The sequence below is a fragment of the Psychromicrobium xiongbiense genome (genome assembly GCF_030271165.1).
Classification (GTDB): Bacteria; Actinomycetota; Actinomycetes; order Actinomycetales; family Micrococcaceae; genus Renibacterium; species Renibacterium xiongbiense.
This window is the reverse complement of the sequence record NZ_JASSZH010000009.1, coordinates 36789-62278: the sequence shown is the minus strand read 5'-3', so window position 1 is coordinate 62278 and position 25490 is coordinate 36789. Positions and strand designations below refer to the sequence as shown.

The window sequence follows — 25490 nt, the reverse complement described above, 5'->3', positions numbered from 1 at the left end:
CTCCGGAGGGTCAGCGCTGGGTCATCCCGGCGAGCACCAGCACGGAATCCAGGCGGTCCACCCGGGCCGCAGCAACCCGGCGCACGGCCGGCTTGGCGTTGAAGGCGACGCTGAGCCCGGCCGCCGCCATCATATCCAGATCATTGGCACCATCGCCGATGGCGACCGTTGCCACGAGCGGGATGTGATCGTGCGCTGCCCAGCGCTGCAGCGCAGCAGCCTTGGCCGCGCGGTCCACGACCGCGCCCAGCACGCGGCCGGTCAGCCTGCCATCCACGATCTCCAGGTCATTGGCCTGCGCATGATCCAGCCCCAGCTCGTCGGCAAGCGGATCCAGGATCTGCGAGAAACCACCCGAGACGGCTGCCACCAGCCCACCGCTGCGGTGCACACCGTCAATGAGTTCCCGGGCGCCGGGGGAGAGTACCAGGGCGCGGCGTACCTCCTCGAGGACCGAGGCGGGAAGGCCCGCCAGGGTGGCCACCCGGGCGTGCAGGCTCTGGGCGAAGTCGAGCTCTCCACGCATCGCAGCCTCGGTGACCTCACGCACTTCTGCTTCCCGCCCGGCATACGCGGCGAGCAGCTCAATGACCTCCTGCTGGATCAGGGTGGAGTCGACATCGAGCACTACCAGTGTGCGCTCTGCTGCCCGCAGACTCTCCGGCACCACAGCCCAGAGGCCCCGCCGCGGGTCCTCGACCGGAAAGGCCGCCGCAAGCGCCGTCAGCAGTGCTGCGGAATCGTTGGTCTCAGGAACCTCAACACGCAGACCACAGAACTCGAGGCCGCCCAGAGTCTCAGCGAACTCTTCGGCAAGCGTGACACCAGTGCTGAGCACGGTCTGGCGGAGGGCAGCCCGGTCCTCATCGCGGAGATCGGGGGCATAACGGAAGACTGAGACGGTGGGGATCACAGAGCCAGCCTAGCGGCAGGTTCCCGGTTCGCACATCGCCAAGCCGGTGACATAAAGTACGACATTATGGGTGATGTTCTTGAGCTTTCCTCCGTGCGCGTCAAGCGCGGCACGACGACGCTGCTGGACGAGGTGTCATGGCAGGTCAAAGAAGGCGAACGCTGGGTGGTTCTTGGCCCCAATGGCGCAGGAAAGACCACGCTGCTGCAGCTGGCCGGCGCCCAGATGCACCCCTCGTCCGGAGTGGTGGGCATCCTGGATGAGGTGATGGGTGCGGTGGATGTGTTCGAGCTGCGCCCGCGCATCGGCCTCGCCTCGGCGTCGGTGGCCCGGAACATCCCGGAAGATGAGAACGTGCTCAACGTCGTGGTTACAGCCGCCTATGGGGTGACCGGCCGCTGGCGGGAAGCCTATGAGCGCGATGACGAGCGCAGAGCCTTCCGGCTGCTCGCGGACTGGGGCATGTCAACCTTCCTGAACCGCCCCTTTGCCTCGCTGAGCGATGGCGAACGCAAACGAGTGCAGATCGCCCGTGCGCTGATGACGGATCCGGAGTTGCTGCTGCTGGACGAGCCGGCTGCAGGCCTGGATCTGGGTGGACGCGAGGATCTGGTGTCGCGATTGAGCGCGCTCGCCCGCGACGAGACGGCGCCCGCCATCGTGCTGGTCACCCACCATCTGGAGGAAGTGCCGCCGGGCTTCACCCATGCGCTGCTGTTGCGCGACGGTGGCGTGGTGGCCCAGGGCCCGCTCGACGAGGTGCTGACCGAAGAGCATCTCTCCGATACCTTTGGCCTGCCGCTGACGGTCACCCGGACCAATGAGCGGTTCAGCGCCATGGCGCGCGCCTGATCGCTGAGGCTCGCGCCGCACGCAGGATATGGATTTTTTACACGTCATCGTGATCGGCCTCGCCGGTCTCTGGGCCGGGACGATCAACTCGGTGGTCGGCTCCGGGACGCTGATCACTTTTCCCGTGCTGGTTGCCCTGGGATACGCTCCGATCACCTCCTCGATTTCCAACGCCACCGGTCTGATTGCGGGGAACGCCTCCGGTGCCTGGGGTTACCGGGCCGAGCTCAAGGGCCAGGGCCGCCAAGTCCTGCGGTTGCTGCCCGCCTCGATCCTGGGCGGCATCGTAGGCGCCTGGCTATTGCTGCACCTTCCGGCCAGCGTCTTCGGTGTCGTGGCGCCGATTCTGATTGTGCTGGCGCTGCTGCTGGTGATCTTCCAGCCCAGGCTGCAGCGTTGGATCGCCGCCCGGCGGGCTGCTGCCGGCAGCGATGGCAGCAGCACCCGGCACACGGTGGTACTGACCGTTCTGGTGTTCCTGATCGGCATCTATGGCGGCTATTTTGTGGCGGCTCAGGGGATTCTGCTGGTCGGTGTCTTCGGTGTGCTGCTTGGCGGCAGCATGCAGGTGGCCAATGCCATGAAGAACGTGCTGGTGCTGGGTGTCAATCTGGTGGCGGCACTGTCCTATCTGCTGTTTGCCTTTGACCGGATCAACTGGTCCGTCGTACTGGTGATTGCGGTGTCATCGCTGGTGGGCGGCTGGTTCGGCTCCAAAGTTGGCCGCCGCCTACACCCCGCCGTGCTGCGCACCGTCATCGTTGTTCTGGGCCTGATGGCGCTGTATTTCATGGTCGCCAAGCTCGTGGCCTCCTGACCCCCCGGCCTCCTGAGGAAAATCACCCATGACCCAGATCATCCGCCTCGGCAGTGTTGAGGAAGCCCGGGCCGATCAGCGACTGCTGGACTACACCCGGCTGACCGATACCCAATTGCGGCGCAGCCTGGACGTGGAGCGCGGTCTCTACCTGGCGGAAAGCTCGCTGGTGCTGAACCGTGCGCTCGATGCCGGTCACCAGCCGCGGTCCTTCTTCATGGCGGAGAAGTGGCTGGCGGGTTTTGCGGAGGTGTTTGCCCGCTTTCCCGAGGTGCCGGTGTACACCGGTCCCGATGAGGTGCTGGAGGGCGTGACCGGCTTCCACCTGCACCGGGGGGCCATTGCAGCGATGCAGCGCCCCGAGGCGACGGACTGGGAATCGCTGCTGCAGAACGCCCGGCGTGTGGCGGTTCTGGAGGACATAGTGGACCACACTAATCTCGGGGCGATTTTCCGCAGCGCGGCGGCACTGGACGTCGATGCCGTGCTGGTCACCCCGAGATGTGCAGACCCCTTGTACCGGCGGAGTATCCGGGTGTCGATGGGGACGGTTTTTCAGGTGCCGTGGGCGAGGATCGATGCCTGGCCTGAGGGCGTGGCGACCTTGCGTGAGCAGGGCTTTGTCACGACGGCGATGGCGCTGAGTCCGCAGGCTGTGTCCCTGGAGGAGTTCGCTGCGCAGAAGCCGGAGCGGCTGGCGCTGATCCTGGGTACCGAGGGTGCCGGGTTGAGCGCGGAGACGCTGGCCGCCGTCGATCATCACGTGCTGATTCCGATGAGCGGGGGAGTCGACTCGCTCAATGTCGCAGCCGCGTCCGCGGTGGCGTTCTACGCGACGCGCTAAGGGACGCAGGCCGGGTCCGGCTGGTCCGTCATCCTATGCTTGAGAAATGCCCGATGCCGCCCCCAGCCGTGAGATCGACTACCGCCCACTGACCGAGCCCGTCGATCCAAGGCTCGCGCGCGAGCACGATCGGCAGCTCGCCTGCGAGTTCGGTCTTGGGCGGCCGATGCCGGGGCTCAACATTGGCTGCTTGGTGCTGATGATTCTTACCTGTGGCCTGTTGTTCGGGGCGGCGTTCGGCGTGGGAACGCTCGCCAACCCGTCCGTGTGGGGGGGCCGCTTGTCGGCGGGCTGATCCTGATCGGTGCCTTGCCGCTCTGTGTGAGAGTCGTGCGTCACGGCGTCCGCGCAGCGTTACCGGGTGGCGCGCTTCGCCGAGGCGAACGGTCTGAGCTACCTGTTGATCGACAAGGACCAGGAAAATATCACGGCGGTTGAGGGACCTAACGCCTCGGACCGCGTCCTGAAGACCGTCCTCCGCTGGCCCGAGGACGGGCTGGAGGTGGGATGCAGCGCCTGGGCTGGCCGCTACACGAAGGGCGTGACTGTCGGGTCGGACTATGGGTATGCGCTGATTTCTCTCCCGGACCGGGCTCCTACCTTCAGGATCCGTGCAGGTGGGAATCCCTCGAAGGAGGTTCAACCGTCATCGTCGGCCCCGTCTGGGCTGCCCGAGTCGCAGGTTCGCGAGTCCAGCTCCGGGACCGCCTTCACTCTCGCGACGCTGACCAGTCACTCGAACAATACCGAACGTGCCCGGGACTTCGTCACCACTGAATTGATTGATCTCCTCGAGAAGCGAGCTGTGGTGCTGAGGGTGGAGGAGGGCCGGGCTTGAGTGCTCCCGGCGCACCACAAGATGCTCCCCTTGCATGATCCGGACATGTGGAGGTGGCTTCTGGATCTTACGCGGGTGCTTCGCGAGCGCGCCGAGCAGGACGGGTCTGCGGCTGTCAGAGGATCGTGAGACCCGGATGATGGCGGTCCTGCGAGTGAGCTTCGGCGGGGAACTATGCGACAACACTTGACGTGACGACAGTCACGTGGTCTCATTATTAGAGTCAGTTGGTGAATCGATTCGGCAAAATGAAACCAAGAACTGACATTTTTTAAACGATGTTGGTGAATCGATCCATCAACGTTGCAACCCGTCATGGTCGGCAACATCGTTGCTCGCCGGCCACACTCAAGGAGAACTCAATGCGACGTCGCACTTTCCTCTCTGCCACCCTTGCCTCAGCAGTCGTTTTCGGCACCTCAGCCTGCGGGCTCGACTCCAGCTCGGGTGGCGGTTCCGGTTCCAAGACCGTGACCGTCTACACCTCGCGTCCCAAGACCATCACTGATGGCATTGTCAAGAAGTTTGAATCCGAGCACCCGGAAATCACGCTGAATCTGCTGACGCTTGGCGCGCAGGAAGTCGCGGATCGTGTCCGCGCTGAAGCAGGTAAGCCGCAGGCCGATGTCTGGTGGGGTGGAACCTCCCAGCAGTTCGATCAAGGCGTGGGGGCTGGGCTGCTGGAGCCTTTCAAGCAGGACGTGGTGAGCCGTGTTCCGGAGAAGTACCGTGGCAAGGACAATCTCTGGCTGGCTGAGCAGCGCCTTGCGGAGGTCATTGCCTACAACAATAAGATGCTGACACCGGATACTGCACCCAAGGACTGGGACGACCTGGTCAAGGCTGACTACAAGAAGAAGATCCTGATCCGCGACGTGGCCGCTTCCGGCACCATGCGCAGCATCTTTGGTGCCATGATCCTCAAATACGGCAGCGCCGCGGACCCGTCCAACGGCTACGCCTGGCTGAAGAAGCTGGATGCGAACACCAAGGACTACACCGCCAACCCCACCGACCTCTACCTACGCATTCAGCGACAGGAGGCCCCGCTCACCGTGTGGAACCTGCAGGACATCATGAATCAGCAGAAGGCTGGAGTCCCTTTCACTCCCGTGGTGCCGACCTCGGGAGCTCCCGTCCTCCTGGACGGTGTTGGCAAGGTCAAAAACTGCCCCAACAAGGACGCTGCGGATACCTTTGCGGCCTTCCTGCTCAGCGATTCGACCCAACAGTATCTGGCTGAAAACAACTTCCAGATCCCCACGGTGGAGCTCGCTAAGCAGCCCGATTGGCTGGCCAAGGTCGGGCTAAAGGAGATGAACGTGGACTGGGCGATGGAGTCCTCCAAGGAAGCTGAGTGGATCAACTATTGGGTCCAGAACATCAAGAACCACGGCTGACCCGGACTGGATGAGAGAGGCACGCATATGATCACGGTTCAGCTCGACAACGTCACCAAGAGCTACGGTGACAATCCGCCCACGGTGGCTATGGATCTCACCATCGGCGCCGGCGAATTCTTCACCCTCCTGGGGCCTTCTGGCTGCGGCAAGTCCACCATGCTCCGCATGATCGCCGGATTTCTCCAGCCCAGCAGCGGCGTCATCCGCTTTGGCGAGAAGGAGGTCACAGACACACCTCCGCACAAGCGGGACACCGGCATGGTGTTCCAGAACTACGCCCTCTTCCCGCATATGACCGTTGCCCAGAACGTGGCCTACGGCCTGGGCATCAGGAAGGTGCCTAAGGCCGAGCGGGCTAGGCGGATCGAAAAAGCACTCGCCCAGGTGGGTCTGGCAGGTTACGGTTCGCGCCGGATCGACCAGCTCTCCGGCGGCCAGCAGCAGCGTGTAGCGCTGGCTCGCGCCGTCGTCATCGAGCCGTCCGTCCTTCTCCTGGACGAGCCGTTGTCCAACCTGGACGCCAAGCTCCGCGAGGAGACCCGTCTGCAGATCCGCCAGGTTCAGCGTGACGCGGGAATCACCGGCATCTACGTCACACATGACCAGGCCGAGGCCATGGCCATGAGCGACCGGATTGCTGTGCTGGAGGCCGGAAAGGTGCACCAGATTGCCGCGCCCCGCGAAATCTACCATCGGCCCGCCACCGCGTTTGTGGCCCGCTTCATCGGCAACAGCAACGTCCTCTCCGCCACGGTGCTCTCCGCGAACGATGACGGCGGCGTGCGGCTGAGGCTGGTCGGCGGCGGTGAGCTTGACGTCGCGCCTGCACCCCACGTCGACGCGCTGGTCGGCTCTGACGTCCAGGTGTCGATCCGTCCGGAGCAGCTCGGTTTCGGCACTGCCCAAGACGGAATACTGAACGGCATAGTGAAGTCGCTCGAATTCACTGGTGCCTCTCTCAACTACGAAGTGGAGTGTGGCTCAGATACCCTCACCGTGACCGTCCCGGACAGCCTGGACGCGCCACGCGAAGGCGATCAGGTGCACCTGATCTGCGGCCGGAACAAGGCCTGGATGGTGCAGCCATGAGCGCTCAGCCGGCAACCCGTGGGCGGCTGAGTGTCAAGGGGACAGCCCGGCTGGCCCGCGGCGGCCTGGCCGAGCGGATCGGGCACGACAAGTTCGTCTACGTGCTAGCCATTCCGGTTTTCCTGATCCTGCTGTTCTTCGTGGTGATCCCCATGGTGCAAACCGCAGTCTCCTCCACGAAGGGCGCGGGCTTCGCCGCCAACTACACCGGCTTCTTCAACGGGGCTTCCCTTTCGGCACTGGGCCTGTCGGTGGGGACCTCGCTGGCTTCCGTGGTGCTCTGCGGCGTGGTCGGCACGCTCTTGGCTGTCCTGCTAACCCGGTTCGACTTCCCCGGGCGAAAGGTACTGGAGGTCTTCGCTATTCTGCCGATGGCGCTGCCGCCGCTGATCGGTACGGTCTCTTTCGTGCTCCTCTATAGCGAAACCGGCATCGTGCCCAGGGCACTCCACGCGCTTCTGGGCATCGATCCGGCGTCCACGGCGATCTCCGGGATCGCTGGCGTCCTCGTGGTGCACACCTTCACCATGTATCCGTTCTTCTACCTCTCCGTGACAGCTGGCCTGGCCGGGCTGGATTCCTCCCTGGAATCCGCTGCCGCCAATCTCGGCGCGGGCAAGCTGAGGACCTGGGCCACGGTCATTCTGCCCATGCTGACACCGGCCCTAGTGTCCGGCGCCCTGCTGACGTTCATGATCTCCATGGCCTCCTTTACGGCTCCCCAGCTCTACAACGTCCAGACGCTGACCATGCAGATCGTCTCCACCCGTACTGCCGGTGCCCATGAGCTGGCCGCTGCCCAATCGACGATCCTCTCCATAGTCTCGATTCTCTTCCTCGTGGCCATGCGCTGGTACCAGGGCCGCCGGATTCACCGTTCGCTGTCTAAGGGGACCCAGCGGGACCGGGCCGTGAGCACCGGCGCCGCGCGGTACCTGGCCTTGATCGGCACCGTCGCGCTGAGCGTGATCCTGGTGGCACCGGTGCTGGTGATCGTTCTGGTCTCCTTCTCCGTGGACAGTTCCTGGACCACACAGGTCCTCCCTGAGCAATACACGCTGGCCAACTACACCGGGATCTTCACGAACCCACGGAGCCTGCTGCCCATCAATGTCTCCGTTCAGATGAGTGTTCTGGCTACTCTCGGGGCCGTGGTGATCGGTTCCCTGGCGGCGTGGATCATCTCCCGCTGGAAGCTGGGCGGCAAGACCCTGTTGGACCTGGCGATCATGCTGCCCTGGGCCCTGCCGGGCACCGTGATCGGTGTGAACCTGGTGACGGCGTTCAACGATCCCAACCCGGGAAACCTTGGCCTGCGCCTGGTGGGCACCCTCTGGATCCTGCCGGTAGCGTACTTCGTCCGGTACGTGCCCCTGGTGTTCCGCTCGACGAGTGCCAGCCTGGACCAGCTGGACCCTTCCGTCGAGGAGGCGGCCCGCAACCTCGGCGCCTCGCCTGCCAGGGTCCTGCGAACCATCACCCTGCCACTGGTGTCCAAGGGCATCCTGGCTGGTGCCCTTCTGGCTTTCGTAGATGGCGTCGGGGAGTACGTGGCGTCCGTGGTGATCTACCCGGCCGGATTCGTGCCCATGTCCGTGGCGATCTACAACCGCATCTACTCCGCAGAGTTCGGGGCGGCTGCCGCCTACGGCACCCTGCAGATCGTCCTGATCCTGATCGTGCTGATCATCTCCAAGGCCCTGGAACGCGATAAGAAGGAAAAATCCGGCCAGGATGCGGCGACCAACACTATGGCGGGTCCCATTGTCTGAGGAATCTGAGGAAAGGTACACCGACATGCCACGCAAAACGCCCACCGAGCAAGTCCAGGACCTGTTCACCAAAGCCAGCAAACGGCAACGGTGGCTGGACGTGGAAGCTGCCTTGGCCACGGCGGAAGCCCAGCTGGGCATCATCCCGGCGGAAGCAGCCAGGACCATCGCTGCCAGCGCCCGCTTGGAGCTGCTGGATGAGGCCGAGCTGGATGCCCAGGAACGTGTGACGGGCCATGTGATGGTCCCGATCATCCGCGAGCTGTCACGGGTCACCGGGCCCGAGGCTGGAGGCTGGGTGCATTGGGGGGCCACCACCCAGAACATCCAGCAGAGCGGCGACACGGTGGGGATGGTCCAGGCCCTGGGTATCGTGGAGCTTCAGCTGGAACGCGTCATCAAAGCGCTTGCGGTGCTGACGAGCGAGCACGCCAACACCCTCATGGCGGGCCGTACACACTGGCAGCAGGCCGTACCGATCACCTTCGGCTACAAGACCGCCGCCTGGCTGGACACCATGCTGCGGCACCGGGAACGCCTCGGTGAGCTGCGTCCTCGGCTGGCCGTCTCTATGACGGGCGGTGCGGCAGGGACCTTCGCCACCTTCGGCGAACCCGGGCCCCGGGTCCAGGAGCTCGTGGCGGAGGAGCTCGGGCTTCGGCCCATGGCGATCCCGGGCCGCGGGATCGCAGACCATTTTGCCGAGTTCGCGACGGTGCTGGCACTGATGGCAGCCTCCTGCAGCCAGATCGCTGGTGAGGTTTCCCGTCTGATGGCTGTGGAGTTCGGGGAACTTTGTGAGGAGATCCCTGACGGTGACGTCGGAAGCTCTACTATGCCGCAGAAGCGGAACCCCAAGCTGAGCGCCGGGGTGGTCACTAACGCCGCCATCGTGCAGTCTGCGGTTCCGATGGCTCTGGAGGCGATGATCCAGTCCCATGAAGTGGACGGAGCCCGCTCCGCGCTCATGGACCACGCGGTGATGACAGCGGCTGTGCACGGCGCGGAGACCCTGGGGCTCCTGGCGCAGCTTCTGGAAGGCCTGCAGGTGTTTCCCGAGCGCATGAAGGCCAACCTCACGCTGACTCACGGCTTGATCTCGGCCGAAGCCGTGATGATGAGCCTCGCGGGGTTCATCGGGCGGCAGGAGGCCCACGACGTCGTCCATCATGCCGCCACGCAGGCGGCAGTCTCCGGCACCGACTTCCTTGAGGTGCTGCGGGAGGAGCCTCGGATCGCGAAGGTTCTCACCGAGGACCAGCTGGAAGAACTCCTGGATCCTGCCCGCCACACCGGGCTTAGCGAGCAGTTGGCGCACGAGACCGTCGCCCGGGCCGAACAGGCGCTGGCGGGGCGATGACGGCAACGGCCGGTAGGGGCACCCCGGAAACGGGGTGCCCTGCTACCTTGATGCGTATGACTGAACACGTGACCCTCAAGGATGTCGCCGCCCATGCCGGGGTGTCACGGACCACCGCATCCTATGTGGTGACAGGGGAAGGCCGCGTCTCCCAGAAGACCCGGGACCGGGTCAACGCGTCCATGAAAGAGCTTGGCTATGTCTACAACCGAGGGGCTGCCTCGCTCAGGACGCAACGTTCCAGCACAATCGGCGTGGTGGTCACCAACATTGCCAGCCCTTTCTTCGGGGAACTTCTGGTGGGACTGGAGGACGAACTCAGAGCGGCGGGTTTCCTCTCGCTCGTGGTGGCCACCGGCGATGATCCGGTCCGGCAGGAGCAGCTGATCACTGAGCTCCGTGAGCATCAGATCGCCGGCCTTGCCGTAGTTCCGGCCAGTGGCAGTCCCCGGGAGCTGCTGGACACGATCAGGGTATCCGGCGTTCCGCACGTGTTCATGACCCGGTACCTCGAGGGCGAATCGGTCCCCTATGTGGGGCCGGATGACCTGGAAGGAGGACGGCTGGCCGCCCAGCACCTATTGGGCCACGGCTGCCGCTCACTGGCCTACCTCGGGGGACGCGATGTCGTCCTCTCTCGCTGGGACCGCCTGAACGGCGTCAGGCGGGCCATGCGCGACGCCGGGCTGAACGATGATTCGGTGAGGGACTTCCCCGGGGATGCGTCAGGGGAGAGCGGGCTCAAGGCGGGAGAGAGCCTACTGGCCGCGGGCCCCCTTCCGGACGGTGTGATCTGCCACAGCGACAGTGTCGCTTTCGGCTTCTACCGAGCTCTGCGCCTGCATGGCATCCCCACTGATTCTGTCAAGGTCATCGGCTATGACGACATCCGGGGCGCGGCCTTGTTCGAACCGACGCTGACCAGCATGGCCACTCACCCCGAGGAGCTCGGCCGGGCCGCGGGCCGGAAACTCCTCGCAGCGCTGGGCGCCACCGACCAAGCTGCGCTCCACGTCATTGAGACCTACGTGCCGGAACTCGTTGTCAGGGGCTCCTGCGGCTGCCACTGAAATGAAAGTGGCCCACAGACGACTATCAGTTGGCGGCGGTAGGCTGACCGCATGCATAAGGGAGACGTAGCCCCGGACTTTGAGCTGTTGGACCAGAGCGGCACGCCGGTCAGGCTCAGCACACTGCTGGCCGAAGGCCCGGTGGTCCTGTTCTTCTACCCCTTGGCAATGAGCGGCGGCTGCACCGCGGAAGTCTGCCACTTCGGCGATCTCTCCGTAGAATTCCAGGCGCTCGGTGCCCACAGGGTCGGGATCAGTCGGGACAGTGTGGAGCGCCAGGCGGAGTTTGCCCGGAAGACCGGGATTTCCTACCCGTTGCTCTCCGATCCTCAGGAAACCGTGATCGGGGAGTACGGGGTGAAACGGCGGCTTCTGGCGAAGGTGTTGCCGGTGAAACGCTCCACCTTCGTGATCGGCCAGAACGGCACCATTCTCGACGTGATCTCCAGCGAAACCGATATGCGAACGCATGCGGACCGTGCGTTGCGCGTCCTGGGCCAGTCTGCCTGAGACCGGCCGCCCGGTAGGGTCGCGGCGTGTGAGTGACGCCGTGCGCCCTGATGCTGTAAGATTTTCTTTTGGCCCTACGCGCGTGCGTGGGCAATTCCGTGATCTGCGGATCTGGCAAAATCCAGGTCCACCCGAACAAAGGCATTCTCCGTGAAGAGCGATATTCACCCGAAGTACGAAGCCGTGGTCTTCAATGATCTGGCCTCCGGCACCAAGTTCCTGACGCGTTCCACCGTGTCCAGCAGCAAGACTATCGAGTGGGAAGACGGTAACACCTACCCCGTGATCGACGTCGAAATCTCCTCGGAGAGCCACCCCTTCTACACCGGCAAGCAGCGCATCATGGACAGCGCCGGTCGTGTGGAGCGGTTCAACGCCCGCTTCAAGGGCTTCGGCAAGAAGTAATTTTCCCTCCGGCCAGTGGCCGGGGCAGAACAAGGGGCGGGAATGCATTGGCATCCCCGCCCCTTGTTGTTCGTGGAGACACTTTGGATACCGAAAGACGGGCAACGATGACTGACCATAATCCACAGAACCTTCAGGGCCAAGATTCCCACGGGCAAAGCTTCCATGGCGAGCATAAGGTCTCTGGCGGCAAACTCGTGGTGGCCGATCTGCAGGTTCGCCAGGGCCGTCTGGCCGAGGTCTCCATCAACGGTGATTTCTTCCTTGAACCCGACGAGGCCTTGGAGGACATCAACAGTGCGTTGACCGGAATGCCCGTTGAGGCTCCGGCTTCCGAGCTCGCTGCGGTGGTCCGTGCCGGTCTGCGACCCGATGCCGTCATGTTCGGCTTTTCACCGGAGGCGGTGGCCACCGCGGTGCGCCGAGCGCTGAAGAAGGCCACCACCTGGGACGATCACGACTTCGAGATCATCCCTCCGACCCCTCTGAACACCTACCAGCACGTGGCGCTCGACGAATTGCTCACCTCAGAGGTGGGAGCAGGCCTGCGCAGGCCGACGCTGCGGTTCTGGGAGTGGGAGGCGCCGTCGGTGGTGATCGGCAGCTTCCAGTCGATGCGCAATGAGGTGGATCCTGAGGGCGCTGAACGCTTCGGAGTGACCGTGGTACGCCGGATCAGCGGCGGTGGTGCCATGTTCATGGAGCCAGGCAACGCCATCACGTATTCGTTGTACGTTCCGCAAAGCCTGGTGGACGGCTTGAGTTTCGCCGAGTCCTATCCCTTCCTGGATAGCTGGGTCATGGTGGCGCTCGGAAAGCTGGGCATCAGCGCGCACTATGTACCGCTCAATGACATCGCCACGGATGAAGGAAAGATTGGCGGGGCGGCGCAGCGTCGTCTGGGCAATGGCGGCATGCTGCACCACGTCACCATGTCCTACGACATCGATGCGGACAAGATGACTCAGGTGCTGCGCATCGGGCGCGAAAAGCTGTCCGACAAGGGTATTTCCTCGGCCAAGAAGCGCGTCGATCCGCTCCGGCGGCAGACAGGGCTCAGCCGTGAGGCCATTATCGAGACTCTGATCAGCACCTTCGAAGAGCTCCACGGCGGCAGTCGGGTGGGCCTGAGCGCTGACGACCTGGCCAAGACCGATGAACTGGTGACCGGTAAGTTTCACACCAGAGAATGGACCTACCGCGTTCCCTAGGGGCGGTCAGCGATAAAGACCGGTCGGCGACGGCTGGCTGATCTAAGGCGCGGTTCCTACCGCCACGGCTTCAACCTCGACCCGTTGGTTCGGATATCCCAGCACCGTGACGCCCAGCAGGGTACTCGGTGCATCGTGCTCACCCATGGCCGCGCGGACGGCGTTCCACGCCTCCACCAGCTCGCCGCGATCGCTGCTGGCTACGTAGACCGTGGTTTTCAGCACGGCATTCAGATCCGAGCCAGCTGCCCGCAAAGCAAGCGTCAGATTGTCCATGCACAGCTCAGCCTGTTCGGAGATGCTGCTCGGGGGCACCTGCCCCGAGGAATCGAGAGGACAGGCTCCTGCCGTGAAGACCAGGCGTGAGGCCTCCGTGGAGGATGCGTAGGCGTACTCTGCCACCTCGGAGAGATCCTGGCTGCGATGTAGTTCGACACTCATGGCCAGAGACTACCAGCGCCCGATGCCGCCAGTCCGGCCGATGGCGGCGATCACCCCTGCTGTGCCCGCAGGGCGCGGCGCAACTGATCGGCTTCCTCGATCAGGATTCGCCGCAGGGCAGCGGGCGACTCAGGGTTCTCCTCCAGCCACCTCGCGGTGCGCTGCACCAGGGGATGGTCCTCGATGGCCAGACCGGCCAGGGCATCCTGCATCGGGAACAGGCCACGCACCAGTCGGCCGGCGATCTCGATGCTCCGACTGGCCCAGAGTCCGGACAGGGCCTCGAAATAGGCCTCCTGGTACCCGGTGCGCAATGTCCCGGGTCCGCTGGCGAAACCCGCAATCACGGCGCTGAGCAGTTCATTGGACAGCTCGTCCAATTCCACACTGACCCGCCAGGCCTCAGCTTTGGCCTCGGCGGTGGGGCGCGCAGCCAGCGCCCGGTGCAGGCCGACGACGGCGACGGAGCTTCCGTCTGCCTCCCTCGCCTGCTCGAGGTCCACCTGGTCCGCTTCACCCAATGCTGCGAGGGCGTGCAGCAGCTGCCAGCGCAGATCCGAATCGGCGACCAGGCCAGTGGCTCCCTGGCCCGCCAGCAAGGCGCGCAGTGCGCCGGTTGCCCGCGAGGCGTCGGGTGCAGCACCATGAGCAGCCACGGCACGGGCCACCGAGGCGAGGTGCCGAGCCCAGACCAGCTGCCGGTCTGAGGATATCGGGGCCTCAGCAAGCTGATACAGGGCGGCATCGAGCATCATGGTCAGCGCCGCCGCGCGGTCTTTGACGGGCATGAAGTGGCCGAGCGTGAAGACCGCCTGGTCCAGCAGCGTGGCCAGTACGCCATCGTTCGCCTCTGAGGGGCCGAAGCGGTACACGGCCTGCAGGTAGGCCGTTGCGGGAAGCACGGCATCGCGCGTCATGTTCCACAGTGCTGACCAGCACAGGGTCCGCGCCAGCGGATCGACCAGCCGGTCCAGAGACTGCAGCACCGTGGCCAGCGAATGCTCGTCGAAGCGGATTTTGGCGTAGCTCAGATCCTCATCATTGGGCAGCAACAAGGCCGGTTGCGCCGTGCCTAGCAGCTCCGGCACCTCAGTCCATTCTGCCTCCACCCGCACCGGCAGCGAGGCGCTACACTGCAGGGCGCCCTCGGCATCGACCGTGTAGACGCCCAGCCGCAGAGCGTGCGGCTGGGTCAGGGACTCGCCGGTGACCGGATCGGTGCCCGTGCGATGAATCCGCACGCGCTCCAGCACGCCGTTGCTTTCCTCGACCTTCACGCTGAGCGTGGGCAGCCCGGAGGTCTGTAGCCACTGCCGGGCCCAGAGGCTCATGTCCTGCCCGGAGGCGATGCTGAGCTCGGCGAGGAAATCGCCCAGGCTGGTGTTACCGAAGGCATGCTTGCGGAAATACTGCCGGGCCGCAGCAAAGAAGACCTCCGGTCCCACGAAGGCCACCAACTGCTTGAGCACCGAGGCACCCTTGGCGTAGGTGATGCCATCGAAATTCTGCTTCGCAGCCTCCAGATCCACGATGTCGGCCACGATCGGGTGTGTGCTGGGCAGCTGGTCCTGGGTATAGGCCCAGGCTTTGCGCCGGTTGGCGAAACTCACCCAGGACCCCGTTCCCCAGGGGGTGGCCTCCGCGACGGCCAGGGTACCCATGTAGTCGGCAAAGGATTCCTTGAGCCAGAGGTCATCCCACCAGCGCATCGTCACCAGATCGCCAAACCACATATGTGCCATCTCATGCATCAGGGTGTTGGCCCGCTGCTGGTACTGGATGTCCGTGGCCCGGGAGGTGAAGACGTAGGCGTCGGTGAAGGTGACCAGCCCCGGGTTCTCCATGGCACCCAGGTTGTATTCCGGGACGAAGGCCTGGTCGTACTTGCCGAAGGGGTAGGGGTAGTCAAAGACACGATGGAAGAAGTCCAGACCGGCCCGGGTCAGCGCGAACACCGCCTCGGCATCGAAGTGGCCGGCCACTGAGCTACGGCAGTATGCGGCCAGCGCAATGTCGTGCTCCTCGCTGCTCCAGCTGGAGTCATACCGGGCGTATTCACCGGCGATGACGCAGGTCAGGTAGCTGGAGATCCGCTGGGTGGGTGCGAAGCTCCAGTGGTCGAGCCCTTCAGCGCTGCTGAGCGGAACGCGCTGCTGTTCGGCGCCATTCGAGGCGACGACCCAGTGCGCCGGGGCGATCACATCGCAGTGATATTCCGCCTTCAGATCCGGCTGCTCAAAGGTTGGGAAGACCCGTCGGGCATCCGCCGGTTCGTACTGGGTATACAGGTACACCTTCTGATCCGCAGGGTCGACGAAGCGGTGCAGGCCCTCGCCGGTACGTGAGTAGTCGGCGATTCCGGTCACCGTGACCTGGTTCTCCGCCTCCAGAGCGGGCAGCTGGATCCGGGCACCGTCGTACTCCACCGGAATATCGCGGCCATTGAGCTGGACGCGCTGCACCGAGCGTCCCACAAAGTCCAGATGGCTCGTGGAGCCGGGTTCCGCCGTAAAAGTGATGATGCTGCGTGTCACAAAACCGAGCTCGGGTTGCTCCGCAGCGGTGCGCAGATCCAGGCTCACATGATGTTGGCTCAACCGGATGGACGCCGAGCGTTCCGCCGCTTCACTGCGACTCAGGTTCAGACGGGAACTGGGAACGGGGTGTACAGCGGACGGACGGTTCACAACAGGCATTAATTCATCTAATCATGTTTGCGAAGTCATCTCGGCGCGCCGAAACGTGCGAGTTACGTGTTGGAAACCAATGAGTGGCACAGTGTTCCCATGTCAGCGGAGTTGTTTGAAAATTATGAGGTAGCCGTCGCCGCCACGGGCGCCTATGACGAGATGTTCGGCGAGCAACTGCTCCCGCGCGAACACTATCGAAAAGTGGCGGCAACCCTCGGTGAACTGATGCTCCCCGACGTCAGTGCCCGGGCCGATTCGATGGCGCGGACGTTCCTGGACCGTGGTGTCACCTTCGACTTCGCGGGGGAGGAGCGTCCCTTCCCGATCGATCTGGTTCCCAGGATCATCTCTGCCCAGGAATGGGCGGGTGTGGAGCGCGGCGTCGCACAACGTGTCCGTGCACTGGAAGCCTTCCTGGACGATGTCTACGACAAAATGAACGTCGTCACCGATGGTGTCGTGCCCCGATCGCTGATCACCACGAGCGAGCATTTCCACCGCCAGGTGGCTGGCTTCACCCCGGCCGGTGGCGTCCGGGTGCATGTGGCCGGCATCGACGTGATCCGGGACCAGTCCGGTGTTTTCCGGGTCCTGGAGGACAATGTCCGGGTGCCCAGTGGGGTCTCCTATGTGTTGGAGAATCGGCGGGCCATGGCCAAAGGCCTGCCGGAAGCCTTTGCCCAGCAGCTCATCCGGCCTGTGGAGGAGTACCCGCGCCGTCTGCTCTCCGCCCTGCGCAAAACCGCGCCGTCCGGTGTGGACGACCCGACCGTCGTCGTACTCACTCCTGGCGTGTTCAACTCCGCCTACTTCGAGCACACGCTGCTCGCCGGCCTGATGGGCGTGGAACTGGTCGAAGGCCGCGACCTGATCTGTCGTGGAAACCGCGTGTACATGCGCACCACAGCCGGCGAGCAACGCGTGGATGTCATCTACAAACGCATCGACGATGACTTCCTGGACCCGCTGCAGTTCCGTTCCGATTCGATGATCGGCTGCCCCGGCCTGGTGAACGCTGCCCGCGCCGGCGGTGTGACCATTGCCAATGCAGTCGGCAACGGTGTGGCCGATGACAAACTGGTCTACACCTACCTACCGGATCTGATCCGCTACTACCTTCACGAGGAGCCAGCGATCGCCAATGTGCAGACCTTCCGGCTGGAAGAGGATGCGGCACGGGAGGAGGCGATGGACCGGCTTGACGAGCTGGTGGTCAAACCCGTGGACGGTTCAGGTGGCAAGGGCATCGTGATTGGTCCGCAGGCCAGCAAAGCGGAGCTCGAGGCTCTCCGCCAGCGGGTGCTCAAGGATCCCCGCGGCTGGATCGCCCAGCCCGTGGTGCAGCTCTCCACCGTGCCGACCCTCGCCGGAGACAAGTTCGGTCCCCGGCACGTGGACCTACGCCCCTTCGCAGTCAACGACGGCGATGACGTCTGGGTGCTGCCGGGTGGACTCACCCGGGTCGCGCTGGAGGAGGGCTCACTCATCGTCAATTCCTCGCAGGGCGGTGGCTCCAAGGACACCTGGGTACTGGCTGATTCTCCGGAAGGGCCGGTCGAGTTGCCTCCACGGGAACCGTTGCCGATGCGCGAGCGCGTCTCGGTCTGGCCGGTGGAGTCGAACTGGCAGGACAGGCAGTCCGACCAATGATGCATCGACTCCGGGACTGTGGTCCCACTGAACCCCTGATTGCTCGCTACGCTCAAGACCCTGAAGCGCAGTCGCACCGTATTCGAGAGGAGATGCCACCATGCTGAGCCGAATCGCTGAATCCCTCTTCTGGATTGGCCGCTATGTGGAACGCGCTGATGGGACGGCCCGCATCCTGGACGTCCATCTGGAACGAATCAACCATCTGGAAATCGCAGAGCGTCGTCAAGTCTCCCAGGACCTGCTGGCCGTGATGGGTGCCCGGACCGGGACGGAGGAGTTCGGCATGGACGAGTTGCTCCACACCCTGGCCTATGATCGGCAGTCCGCCACCTCGATCGCCGGCGCCCTGGGGGCCGCCCGCGAAAATGCCCGGCGTGCCCGCGAGACTGTGTCCTCCTCGCTCTGGGAGAGTCTGAACACCACGTACTACGGGCTGACCCAACACCGCAAAGACGTGGTGGGGACCTACCGGTTCTGCCACTGGGTACTGGAACGCACCGCAATGATCCGTGGGCTCACCGACAGCGCCATGAGCCACGACGACTCCTGGCAGTTCCTGGTGCTGGGGCGTGCCCTGGAACGAGCCGACATGACCGCCCGGATGCTCTCCACCCGGGAGATCCTGTCCACCGGTATGTCCTGGGTGACCATGTTGCGCAGTGCCGGGGCGTATGAGTCCTTCCTGCGGACCCGCAACGCCGCCTTCAACGATCAGTACGCGGCGGAGTTCCTGCTGCTGGACCGGCTGTTCCCCCGGTCCATCGTCTATGCGCTCCGCGATGCCGACGAATGCCTGCTCAGACTGGACCCTTCGGCGCAGCGGGTGGGATTCATGAACGATGCCCGGAGAATCGTCGGCCAGGCACGCACCTTCCTGGAGTTCCATCGGACGGATGATCTGCTGGTGGAGCTGCCGGAGCACATGGATCGGGTACAGCGTGCGGTGGCCCAGGCCTCCGACGCCATCTCACGTAAATACTTCAACCAAGCGGTTGACCTGGAATGGGTGGGAGAAGTCTCTTGAGTCGCCTGCATATTGTCCACACCACCCGGTATTCCTACAACCACCGGGTCACGCTGTCCTACAACGAGGCGCGAATGACGCCGGTCACCGACCCCCAGCAGGTCGTGCTGGAGTCAGTGCTCAAGGTCAAGCCCAGTCAGGCCGGAGTGAGTTCCTACCGCGATTACTGGGGCACCAAGGTCACCGCTTTCGATATGCAGACGCCGCATGAGGAGCTCGAGGTGAGTGCCCACAGTACGGTGGAGGTTCACCGCCCGGACCGGTCGCTGCACGAGGCCCGGATGGTCAGCTGGAGCGATCTGGCCTCCGCCAAGACGCAGGAGGCGTTCAGCGACTGGCTGCCCCAGACCCGACTGAGCACCTGCGGGGTCGAAGTGGAGGAGCTGGTCCGCGAGGTGGTCGGCGAAAAGGATCCGCACAGCAGTGCGCTCGCCGTGTTCGAATGGATGCGCGGAGAGATGGAATACGTCAAGGGCATCACGGGCGTGCATACCTCTGCCCAGGAGGCCTGGCTGGAACGGAAGGGCGTCTGTCAGGATCTGGCCCATGTGGGGATTGGTGCGTTGCGTTCAATGAACATCCCCGCACGCTATGTCTCCGGCTATATCCACCCGCAGGCTGACGCCGAGATGGGTCAGATCGTCTCCGGTCAGTCCCACGCCTGGCTGGAGTGGTGGGATGGTGAATGGCGCTCCTGGGATCCGACCAATCACAAGGCGGCAGGGGACCTACACGTTTCGGTGGCCCGCGGACGCGACTACCGGGACGTCCCTCCGCTGAAGGGGATTCTCTCCGGCGGCGGCGGATCCACTTTGCAGGTCACGGTGGAGGTCACTCGACTGGCCTGAGCCGGTGCATCTGACAGTGATGGCCTGAACTCAACGAGAGTTCAGGCCATCACCCGTTAAGGAGGTCTACCAGGGGCTGGGCTGGTAGTCCTTCAGGAAGGCCCCATAGAGGTCGATGCCGGCCTCGCCCTGAACAATCGGGTCGTAGACCCGGGCGGCACCGTCGACGAGGTCCAGGGGAGCGTGGAAGCCTTCCTCAGCCAGCCGGACCTTGGTCTCGTGTGGGCGTTCATCCGTGATCCAGCCGGTGTCCACAGCGGTCATCAGAATGCCGTCGCTTTCCAGCATTTCCTTGGCACTGGTCCGGGTGAGCATATTCAGTGAGGCCTTGGCCATATTGGTGTGCGGATGTCCAGGGCCTTTGTAAGCGCGGGAGAACTGCCCTTCCATGGCGGAGACATTCACAATGTATTTCCGCCGGGCGGGGGAGCGGCGCATGGCCGGACGCAGCCGGGACACCAGCAGGAATGGTGCGGTCACATTACAGAGCTGCACTTCAAGCAGCTCCAGCGGATCCACCTCGTGAACCACCTGGGTCCAGGAGTTCACCGTGCCGCGGTCCGGGACGAGCCCGCCAGCATCGATAGCGGTTCCCGCTTCCATTCGCTCCAGGCTTGAAGCGCCCGGAGCCAGTGCCAGGGCTGCCAGCGCCGCCCCATCCAGCACCTCGGCGTCGAGCGTTCCGGTGTTGAGGGCGCCCTGCAGGGCTGGGTGCTCGGAGACGGAGGCCGCCAGGGCCAGCGGATGCCGGTCGTGCGCATGGCCGAAGCTGCGAATCCGCGGGCCCTTGGCCAGCAGTGCCGGAGACAGCGGTTCCGATTCGGCCTCGACGAGCGGCTGGTAGGCCCCCGGGCTCCGCCGCACCGTCTGCGCCGCATTGTTGATCAGGATGTCCAGCGGCCCGGCGGCGTTGAGGTCATCGGTGAGCGCCAGCACCTGTGCCGGATCACGCAGATCGATACCGACGATGTCGAGGCGGTGCAACCAGTCGGCCGAGTCCTCCATCCCGGCGAAGCGGCGTGCGGCATCCTGCGGAAAACGGGTCGTGATGGTGGTGTGTGCACCATCTCGGAGCAGTCGCAGGGCGATGTACATGCCGATTTTGGCCCGGCCACCGGTGAGCAGGGCACGGCGCCCACGCAGGTCGGTGCGGGCATCACGTTTACCATGGCTGAAGGCAGCACAGTCCGGGCAGAGCTGGTGGTAGAAGTAGTCCACCTGGGTATACGGCTGTTTGCAGATGTAGCAGGCGCGTGGCCGGATCAGCGTGCCGGCGATTTTCCCGGTCGCGGAGGACTGCAACTTATTGCCCAGTGTTTCATCATCGATGCGGTCGGGTGCCGCCGTGGCCGTCAAGGCGATCACTTCCTGGTCCGCTGCGTTCACGGCATCGCGCTTGCTGGTGCGCCGATGCCGCTTCACTGCCTTGAACATCTTGCCGGTGGCGCGCCGCACCGCAATATAACGGGGGTCGTCCTCATCCAGCAGGTGCACGGTGTTCAGGACGTCCAGGGCAGTGTCAATCCGGTCCTGGCTCAGGCCAGCGGAAAACTCATCGGTGCTACTCACCCCACGAGTTTACTGGGATCTTCGGTACTGTGATCTTCGGCGGGAGCCTCGCCCGGTGCCACTGGTGGCACCGGGCGAGGCTCCAGGGCTTAGACCGTGAACTCCTGGCCCTTGGCCAGCACCGTGATGCCGGAGGGCGTCACTTTGAAGCCGCGGGCCGCGTCGAGCACGGGGTCCACGCCGATCTTGACGCCAGCGGGGATCTCCACGTTCTTGTCCAGGATGGCGCGCCGCACTACCGCGCCAGGTCCCACGACGACGTTGTCCATCAGCACCGAGTCGGTGACGATGGCGCCCTCGTGGACGTACACGTCGTGGCCCAGCACGCTGCCGGTCACCGTGCCGCCGGAGATCACCACGCCGTTGGAGACGATGGAGTCCCGGGCCGTGCCCTGGGAAGCCTGCCCGCGGACCAGCTTGGCCGGCGGGGAGATGGCCTGACGGGTGTAGATGGGCCAGTCGAGGTTGTACAGGTTGAAGATCGGCAGGGGAGAGATGAGGTCCATCTGTGCTTCATAGTAAGAATCCAGCGTCCCGACATCGCGCCAGTAGTAGCGGTCCCGTTCGCTGGAGCCGGGGATCTCGTTGTGGTTGAAGTCGTAGACGCCTGCGCTGCCCTGTGCGACGAAGTAGGGGATGATGTCGCCACCCATGTCGTGCTTGGTGTCCAGCTGTTCGGCGTCATGCTGCAGGGCTTCGATCAGGGCTTCTGTGCTGAAAACATAATTGCCCATTGAGGCCAGGAACTGGGTGGGGTCCTCGTCGAGGCCCCTGGTCTGCGCCGGCTTCTCGACGAAGGCCGCAATGGTTCCGGGATTCTCGGGGTCCGTTTCGATCACGCCGAACGATGGCGCCAGCTCCAGGGGCTGGCGGACGCCGGCCACGGTCACGGCGTGGCCGGAGGCAATGTGCTCCTCGACCATCTGAGAGAAGTCCATCCGGTAGACGTGATCCGCGCCCACCACAACCACGATGTCCGGCTTGGCGTCATAAATGAGATTCAGGGACTGGTAGATCGCGTTGGCGCTGCCCAGAAACCAGCTCTTGCCGACGCGCTGCTGAGCGGGAACCGAGGCGATGTAGTTGCCCAGCAGGTTAGACATCCGCCAGGTCTCAGAAATGTGGCGGTCCAGAGAGTGTGACTTGTACTGGGTCAGTACCACCACCTGCCGGTAGCCGGAGTTGACCAGATTGGAGAGCGCAAAATCGATGAGTCGGTACCCGCCGGCAAAGGGGACAGCGGGCTTCGCCCTGTCAGCGGTGAGCGGCATCAACCGATTCCCCTCCCCGCCTGCCAACACGATTGCCAATACTTTAGTGACCGCCATGGGGTCCCCTTTCGCCGCTATACCTCGGTGCAGAATCGGCGCTCACCGTCGAGCTGAAGCCACATTTCCAACAAATGTGGCGCCGAACACCTTCACACTAGATCACGGTTCATCCATGGGCTAGCGTATGCAACGTGCGCATCGACATTGTGACTAAAGAATTTCCTCCGGACATCTACGGCGGGGCAGGGGTCCATGTGGCCGAGCTCAGCCGGGTTCTGGCCAGCCAGGTGGACCTGCGGGTCCACGCTTTTGGAAAGGAGCGGGACGCGGACTTCCACGGTGCTGTGGTTGATTCCGCCGGAACGCCCGTCGAATTGACCGGAGCCAACCCGGCTCTGCAGACGCTTGGCGTTGATCTGACCCTGGTGCCCCGCATCGCGGGGGCGGACCTGGTGCATTCGCACACCTGGTACGCCAATATGGCGGGGCATCTGGCCTCGTTGCTGCACGGCATCCCTCATGTGCTCAGCGCGCATTCTCTGGAGCCCCTGCGCCCCTGGAAGGCCGAGCAGCTCGGCGGTGGCTACGCCGTGTCCTCGTGGGTGGAGAAGACCGCCTATGAGGCTGCCGCTGCGATCATCGCGGTCTCGGAGGGGATGCGGCAGGACATTCTGCGCTGCTACCCCGACGTTGACCCGGCCAAGGTGACTGTGGTGCACAACGGCATCGACGTCTCGCTGTGGACGCCTCAGCCGCAGGAGGACGTGGTCCGTTCGCTGGGCATCGATCCGACCAGGCCGTCCGTGGTGTGGGTGGGCCGGATCACCCGGCAGAAGGGGGTTCCCTACCTGTTGCGTGCTGCGGCGTCGCTGCCCGCTGATGTTCAGCTGGTGCTCTGTGCCGGTGCCGCGGATACTCCCGAGCTCGGCGCCGAGGTGGCCGCCCTGATCGAGGATCTCAAGGCCAGTAGAGGCGAGTCCGGCGTGATCGTGATCGAGCGGATGCTGCCCCGGAACGAGCTCATCGCCGTGCTTTCCCAGGCCACGGTCTTCGCCTGCCCCTCGATCTATGAGCCGCTCGGCATCGTGAACCTGGAGGCCATGGCCTGCGGTGCGGCCGTGGTGGCCAGTGCCACGGGCGGCATTCCTGAAGTGATTGACGACGGCGTCACGGGCCTTCTGGTGCCGCTGGAGCAGAAGCAGGACGGCACCGGCACACCGCTGGATCCGGACAAGTTTGTCAGTGACCTGGCCGCAGCGCTGACTGCGGTGGTCAGCAATCCCGAACGGGCCCGGCAGATGGGCGAGGCCGGACGAACCCGGGCGGCTGAGCTGTTCTCCTGGGATTCCATTGCTGAGCGCACTCTTGAGGTGTACCGCTCCGTGCTGTAGTCAGGCGTTGTCAGCGGATATTCGACCAGGGATATCCACGCCGGAAGGGGTCCCGATCGACTGATCGGGACCCCTTCCGGCGTGCTGCGTCAATGAGTGAAGCTGGAGGTCTCCCGCGGTTCAGGCAGCGGAGCGGACAGCGACTCCAGATAGTTGACCTGTGCGGTGAAATCGGCCAGGAAGTCATCGGCCAGATCCCGGGTGAAGCCGTTGCGCACCACGATCCTTTGCACCACCACATCGGTCAGATCGGTGGGCATCGGGTAAGAGGGAACCTGCCATCCGCTCATTCGCAGCCGCTCCGAGAGGTGGTGGAGCGTCCAGTTGGTGGTGTGCCCCTCGCGTAACCGCCAGGCGAAAACCGGGATGTCTGAGCCGTCATTCCAGAGTTCGAAGGGCGCCAGTTTCGCGATCTCCCCGGAGAGGTAGCGGGCCACGTCCTGGCAGGCCTGCTGGATGGCGCGGTAGCCTTCGAAACCCAGGCGGAGGAACAGGTAATACTGCAGCAGCACCTGCGAGCCTGGCCGGGAGAAGTTCAGGGCGAAGGTGGGCATATCACCGCCCAGATAGCTGACCCGGAAGACCAGATCCTCGGGCAACAACTCGGCATCGCGCCAGATCACCCAGCCCAGACCGGGATAGACCAGGCCATATTTATGGCCTGAGGTATTGATCGAAGAGACCCGTGGGATCCGGAAGTCCCATTCGAGATCCGGCTGGAGGAAGGGTGCAATCATGGCCCCTGAAGCGCCGTCAACGTGAATGCGCACATCCAGGCCGGTCTCTGCCTCAACGGCATCCAGGGCTGCGGCGATCTCCTTGACCGGCTCATACATCCCGGTGTAGGTCACGCCCAGGATGGCCACCACGCCGATAGTGTTCTCATCGATGTAGCTGGCCAGATCGTGACCGTCCAGCACCCGGTGATCCGCGGAGATCGGCACGAAACGGGGTTCCACGTCCCAGTAGTTGCAGAACTTCTCCCAGCACACCTGAACGGCGGAACTGAGCACCAGATTCGGTTTCCCGGTGGGGAGTCCCTGCGCACGACGGGCGTGCTGCCAGCGGCGTTTGAGGGCCAGACCGCCCAGCATGCAGGCTTCGGAGGAGCCGATCGTCGAAGTGCCGATGGAGCGTTCCGGCTGCGGTGCATTCCAGAGATCCGCCAGGATGCGCCAGCACCGCCGCTCGATGTCCGCCGTGTGCGGGTACTCATCTTTGTCGATGAGGTTCTTATCCGCCGTCTCCAGATACAGATCATCGGCCTGGCGTTCCATCCAGGTGCCGACGAAGGTGGCGAGATTGAGCCGGGCGTTGCCATCCAGCATCGCCTCATCGTGGACAATCTGGTAGGCCGTTTCCGGCAGCGACTCGTCCTCCGGGAGCTCATACCGGGGGAAGACTGTCTTTTCGCCCGGGCGGGCGAAAAGCGGATTCAGCTCGACGGCATCAGTATCACGACGGGCAGTGGGATCGCGACGGATTTTCATGGCAGGTCTCTCCTCATGGGTGGGGCCTC

23 protein-coding genes are annotated in these 25490 nt (G+C 64.1%); 17 read left to right on the top strand and 6 right to left on the bottom strand.

Annotation, left to right across the window (positions count from 1 at the left end; genetic code table 11):
• Positions 1-10: 10 nt before the first annotated feature.
• The gene (serB, locus tag QQM37_RS02915; protein ID WP_285724847.1) at positions 11-913 is read right to left on the bottom strand and encodes a phosphoserine phosphatase SerB; all 903 of its coding nucleotides are present in this window, start codon (positions 911-913) and stop codon (positions 11-13) included.
• 66 nt (positions 914-979) lie between these two features.
• Between serB and QQM37_RS02910 the strand changes: the two genes are divergently transcribed.
• From QQM37_RS02910 to QQM37_RS02850, 13 genes are all read left to right on the top strand, one after another.
• Positions 980-1765: an ABC transporter ATP-binding protein gene (locus tag QQM37_RS02910; RefSeq protein ID WP_285724846.1), complete on the top strand. Its 786-nt coding sequence runs from the start codon at positions 980-982 to the stop codon at positions 1763-1765.
• Positions 1766-1793: 28 nt separating this feature from the next.
• Entirely contained in the window at positions 1794-2582 is a 789-nt protein-coding gene (locus QQM37_RS02905) for a sulfite exporter TauE/SafE family protein (protein WP_285724844.1), read from the top strand.
• A 28-nt stretch (positions 2583-2610) separates the two neighbouring features.
• Positions 2611-3426 (top strand): TrmH family RNA methyltransferase, encoded by an 816-nt coding sequence (locus QQM37_RS02900; RefSeq protein WP_285724843.1) that lies wholly within the window; start codon positions 2611-2613, stop codon positions 3424-3426.
• A 46-nt stretch (positions 3427-3472) separates the two neighbouring features.
• Positions 3473-3721, top strand: coding sequence for a hypothetical protein (locus tag QQM37_RS02895; protein WP_285724841.1), 249 nt, complete (start codon positions 3473-3475; stop codon positions 3719-3721).
• A gap of 66 nt (positions 3722-3787) precedes the next feature.
• A complete protein-coding gene (locus QQM37_RS02890; protein WP_285724839.1) occupies positions 3788-4264 on the top strand; it encodes a hypothetical protein in 477 nt (158 codons plus the stop codon).
• 362 nt (positions 4265-4626) lie between these two features.
• Positions 4627-5664 (top strand): extracellular solute-binding protein, encoded by a 1038-nt coding sequence (locus QQM37_RS02885; RefSeq protein WP_285724837.1) that lies wholly within the window; start codon positions 4627-4629, stop codon positions 5662-5664.
• A gap of 27 nt (positions 5665-5691) precedes the next feature.
• Complete coding sequence (locus QQM37_RS02880; RefSeq protein WP_285724835.1) at positions 5692-6756, top strand: ABC transporter ATP-binding protein; 1065 nt, start codon at positions 5692-5694, stop codon at positions 6754-6756.
• Positions 6753-8528, top strand: coding sequence for an ABC transporter permease (locus tag QQM37_RS02875; RefSeq protein WP_285724833.1), 1776 nt, complete (start codon positions 6753-6755; stop codon positions 8526-8528). The genes QQM37_RS02880 and QQM37_RS02875 overlap by 4 nt, the downstream gene beginning before the upstream one ends.
• A gap of 25 nt (positions 8529-8553) precedes the next feature.
• Positions 8554-9888 (top strand): class-II fumarase/aspartase family protein, encoded by a 1335-nt coding sequence (locus QQM37_RS02870; RefSeq protein ID WP_285724831.1) that lies wholly within the window; start codon positions 8554-8556, stop codon positions 9886-9888.
• Positions 9889-9944: 56 nt separating this feature from the next.
• Positions 9945-10958, top strand: a complete 1014-nt coding sequence (locus QQM37_RS02865) for a LacI family DNA-binding transcriptional regulator (protein WP_285724829.1) — start codon at positions 9945-9947, stop codon at positions 10956-10958.
• A 51-nt stretch (positions 10959-11009) separates the two neighbouring features.
• Positions 11010-11468 (top strand): peroxiredoxin, encoded by a 459-nt coding sequence (locus tag QQM37_RS02860; protein WP_285724827.1) that lies wholly within the window; start codon positions 11010-11012, stop codon positions 11466-11468.
• Between the two features lie 150 nt (positions 11469-11618).
• Complete coding sequence (locus tag QQM37_RS02855; protein WP_285724825.1) at positions 11619-11873, top strand: type B 50S ribosomal protein L31; 255 nt, start codon at positions 11619-11621, stop codon at positions 11871-11873.
• 107 nt (positions 11874-11980) lie between these two features.
• Entirely contained in the window at positions 11981-13084 is a 1104-nt protein-coding gene (locus tag QQM37_RS02850) for a lipoate-protein ligase LplAB (RefSeq protein ID WP_285724824.1), read from the top strand.
• Positions 13085-13126: 42 nt separating this feature from the next.
• Here the strand turns inward: QQM37_RS02850 and QQM37_RS02845 are convergent, their stop codons facing one another.
• Together QQM37_RS02845 and pepN are read right to left on the bottom strand one after the other, a co-directional pair.
• Positions 13127-13525 (bottom strand): RidA family protein, encoded by a 399-nt coding sequence (locus QQM37_RS02845; protein ID WP_285724822.1) that lies wholly within the window; start codon positions 13523-13525, stop codon positions 13127-13129.
• Positions 13526-13575: 50 nt separating this feature from the next.
• A complete protein-coding gene (pepN, locus tag QQM37_RS02840) occupies positions 13576-16221 on the bottom strand; it encodes an aminopeptidase N (protein ID WP_285724820.1) in 2646 nt (881 codons plus the stop codon).
• 90 nt (positions 16222-16311) lie between these two features.
• On the opposite strand from pepN, the gene QQM37_RS02835 reads away from it, so the two are divergent.
• The 3 genes from QQM37_RS02835 to QQM37_RS02825 all read left to right on the top strand — a co-directional run bounded on the left by QQM37_RS02835 (position 16312) and on the right by QQM37_RS02825 (position 19740).
• On the top strand, positions 16312-17865 hold the full coding sequence (locus tag QQM37_RS02835) for a circularly permuted type 2 ATP-grasp protein (protein WP_285724818.1): 1554 nt from the start codon (positions 16312-16314) through the stop codon (positions 17863-17865).
• A 100-nt stretch (positions 17866-17965) separates the two neighbouring features.
• Positions 17966-18892 carry an alpha-E domain-containing protein gene (locus QQM37_RS02830; protein ID WP_285724816.1) on the top strand — a complete coding sequence of 309 codons (927 nt, stop codon included), beginning with the start codon at positions 17966-17968 and terminating at the stop codon, positions 18890-18892.
• Positions 18889-19740 carry a transglutaminase family protein gene (locus tag QQM37_RS02825; RefSeq protein ID WP_285724814.1) on the top strand — a complete coding sequence of 284 codons (852 nt, stop codon included), beginning with the start codon at positions 18889-18891 and terminating at the stop codon, positions 19738-19740. The genes QQM37_RS02830 and QQM37_RS02825 overlap by 4 nt, the downstream gene beginning before the upstream one ends.
• A 66-nt stretch (positions 19741-19806) precedes the next feature.
• Here QQM37_RS02825 and QQM37_RS02820 read toward each other — a convergent pair whose 3' ends face one another.
• Positions 19807-21309, bottom strand: a complete 1503-nt coding sequence (locus QQM37_RS02820) for an SDR family oxidoreductase (protein WP_285724812.1) — start codon at positions 21307-21309, stop codon at positions 19807-19809.
• Between the two features lie 89 nt (positions 21310-21398).
• A complete protein-coding gene (glgC, locus tag QQM37_RS02815; protein ID WP_337250233.1) occupies positions 21399-22637 on the bottom strand; it encodes a glucose-1-phosphate adenylyltransferase in 1239 nt (412 codons plus the stop codon).
• 134 nt (positions 22638-22771) lie between these two features.
• Here glgC and glgA point away from each other — a divergent pair, with 134 nt between their 5' ends.
• On the top strand, positions 22772-23971 hold the full coding sequence (glgA, locus tag QQM37_RS02810) for a glycogen synthase (protein ID WP_285724810.1): 1200 nt from the start codon (positions 22772-22774) through the stop codon (positions 23969-23971).
• Positions 23972-24060: 89 nt separating this feature from the next.
• Here glgA and gad read toward each other — a convergent pair whose 3' ends face one another.
• Complete coding sequence (gene gad / locus QQM37_RS02805) at positions 24061-25461, bottom strand: glutamate decarboxylase (RefSeq protein WP_285724808.1); 1401 nt, start codon at positions 25459-25461, stop codon at positions 24061-24063.
• Positions 25462-25490: the final 29 nt, after the last annotated feature.

What these genes read in the sequence shown, in the direction of transcription:
- glgC (WP_337250233.1), bottom strand. Translation starts at nt 22,637, where the DNA reads ATGGCGGTCACTAAAGTATTGGCAATCGTGTTGGCAGGCGGGGAGGGG.
- QQM37_RS02835 (WP_285724818.1), top strand. Translation starts at nt 16,312, where the DNA reads ATGTCAGCGGAGTTGTTTGAAAATTATGAGGTAGCCGTCGCCGCCACG.
- QQM37_RS02875 (WP_285724833.1), top strand. Translation starts at nt 6,753, where the DNA reads ATGAGCGCTCAGCCGGCAACCCGTGGGCGGCTGAGTGTCAAGGGGACA.
- QQM37_RS02870 (WP_285724831.1), top strand. Translation starts at nt 8,554, where the DNA reads ATGCCACGCAAAACGCCCACCGAGCAAGTCCAGGACCTGTTCACCAAA.
- QQM37_RS02830 (WP_285724816.1), top strand. Translation starts at nt 17,966, where the DNA reads ATGCTGAGCCGAATCGCTGAATCCCTCTTCTGGATTGGCCGCTATGTG.
- QQM37_RS02885 (WP_285724837.1), top strand. Translation starts at nt 4,627, where the DNA reads ATGCGACGTCGCACTTTCCTCTCTGCCACCCTTGCCTCAGCAGTCGTT.
- QQM37_RS02905 (WP_285724844.1), top strand. Translation starts at nt 1,794, where the DNA reads ATGGATTTTTTACACGTCATCGTGATCGGCCTCGCCGGTCTCTGGGCC.
- QQM37_RS02860 (WP_285724827.1), top strand. Translation starts at nt 11,010, where the DNA reads ATGCATAAGGGAGACGTAGCCCCGGACTTTGAGCTGTTGGACCAGAGC.
- QQM37_RS02895 (WP_285724841.1), top strand. Translation starts at nt 3,473, where the DNA reads ATGCCCGATGCCGCCCCCAGCCGTGAGATCGACTACCGCCCACTGACC.
- QQM37_RS02845 (WP_285724822.1), bottom strand. Translation starts at nt 13,525, where the DNA reads ATGAGTGTCGAACTACATCGCAGCCAGGATCTCTCCGAGGTGGCAGAG.
- QQM37_RS02865 (WP_285724829.1), top strand. Translation starts at nt 9,945, where the DNA reads ATGACTGAACACGTGACCCTCAAGGATGTCGCCGCCCATGCCGGGGTG.
- QQM37_RS02910 (WP_285724846.1), top strand. Translation starts at nt 980, where the DNA reads ATGGGTGATGTTCTTGAGCTTTCCTCCGTGCGCGTCAAGCGCGGCACG.
- QQM37_RS02850 (WP_285724824.1), top strand. Translation starts at nt 11,981, where the DNA reads ATGACTGACCATAATCCACAGAACCTTCAGGGCCAAGATTCCCACGGG.
- QQM37_RS02900 (WP_285724843.1), top strand. Translation starts at nt 2,611, where the DNA reads ATGACCCAGATCATCCGCCTCGGCAGTGTTGAGGAAGCCCGGGCCGAT.
- gad (WP_285724808.1), bottom strand. Translation starts at nt 25,461, where the DNA reads ATGAAAATCCGTCGCGATCCCACTGCCCGTCGTGATACTGATGCCGTC.
- pepN (WP_285724820.1), bottom strand. Translation starts at nt 16,221, where the DNA reads ATGCCTGTTGTGAACCGTCCGTCCGCTGTACACCCCGTTCCCAGTTCC.
- QQM37_RS02880 (WP_285724835.1), top strand. Translation starts at nt 5,692, where the DNA reads ATGATCACGGTTCAGCTCGACAACGTCACCAAGAGCTACGGTGACAAT.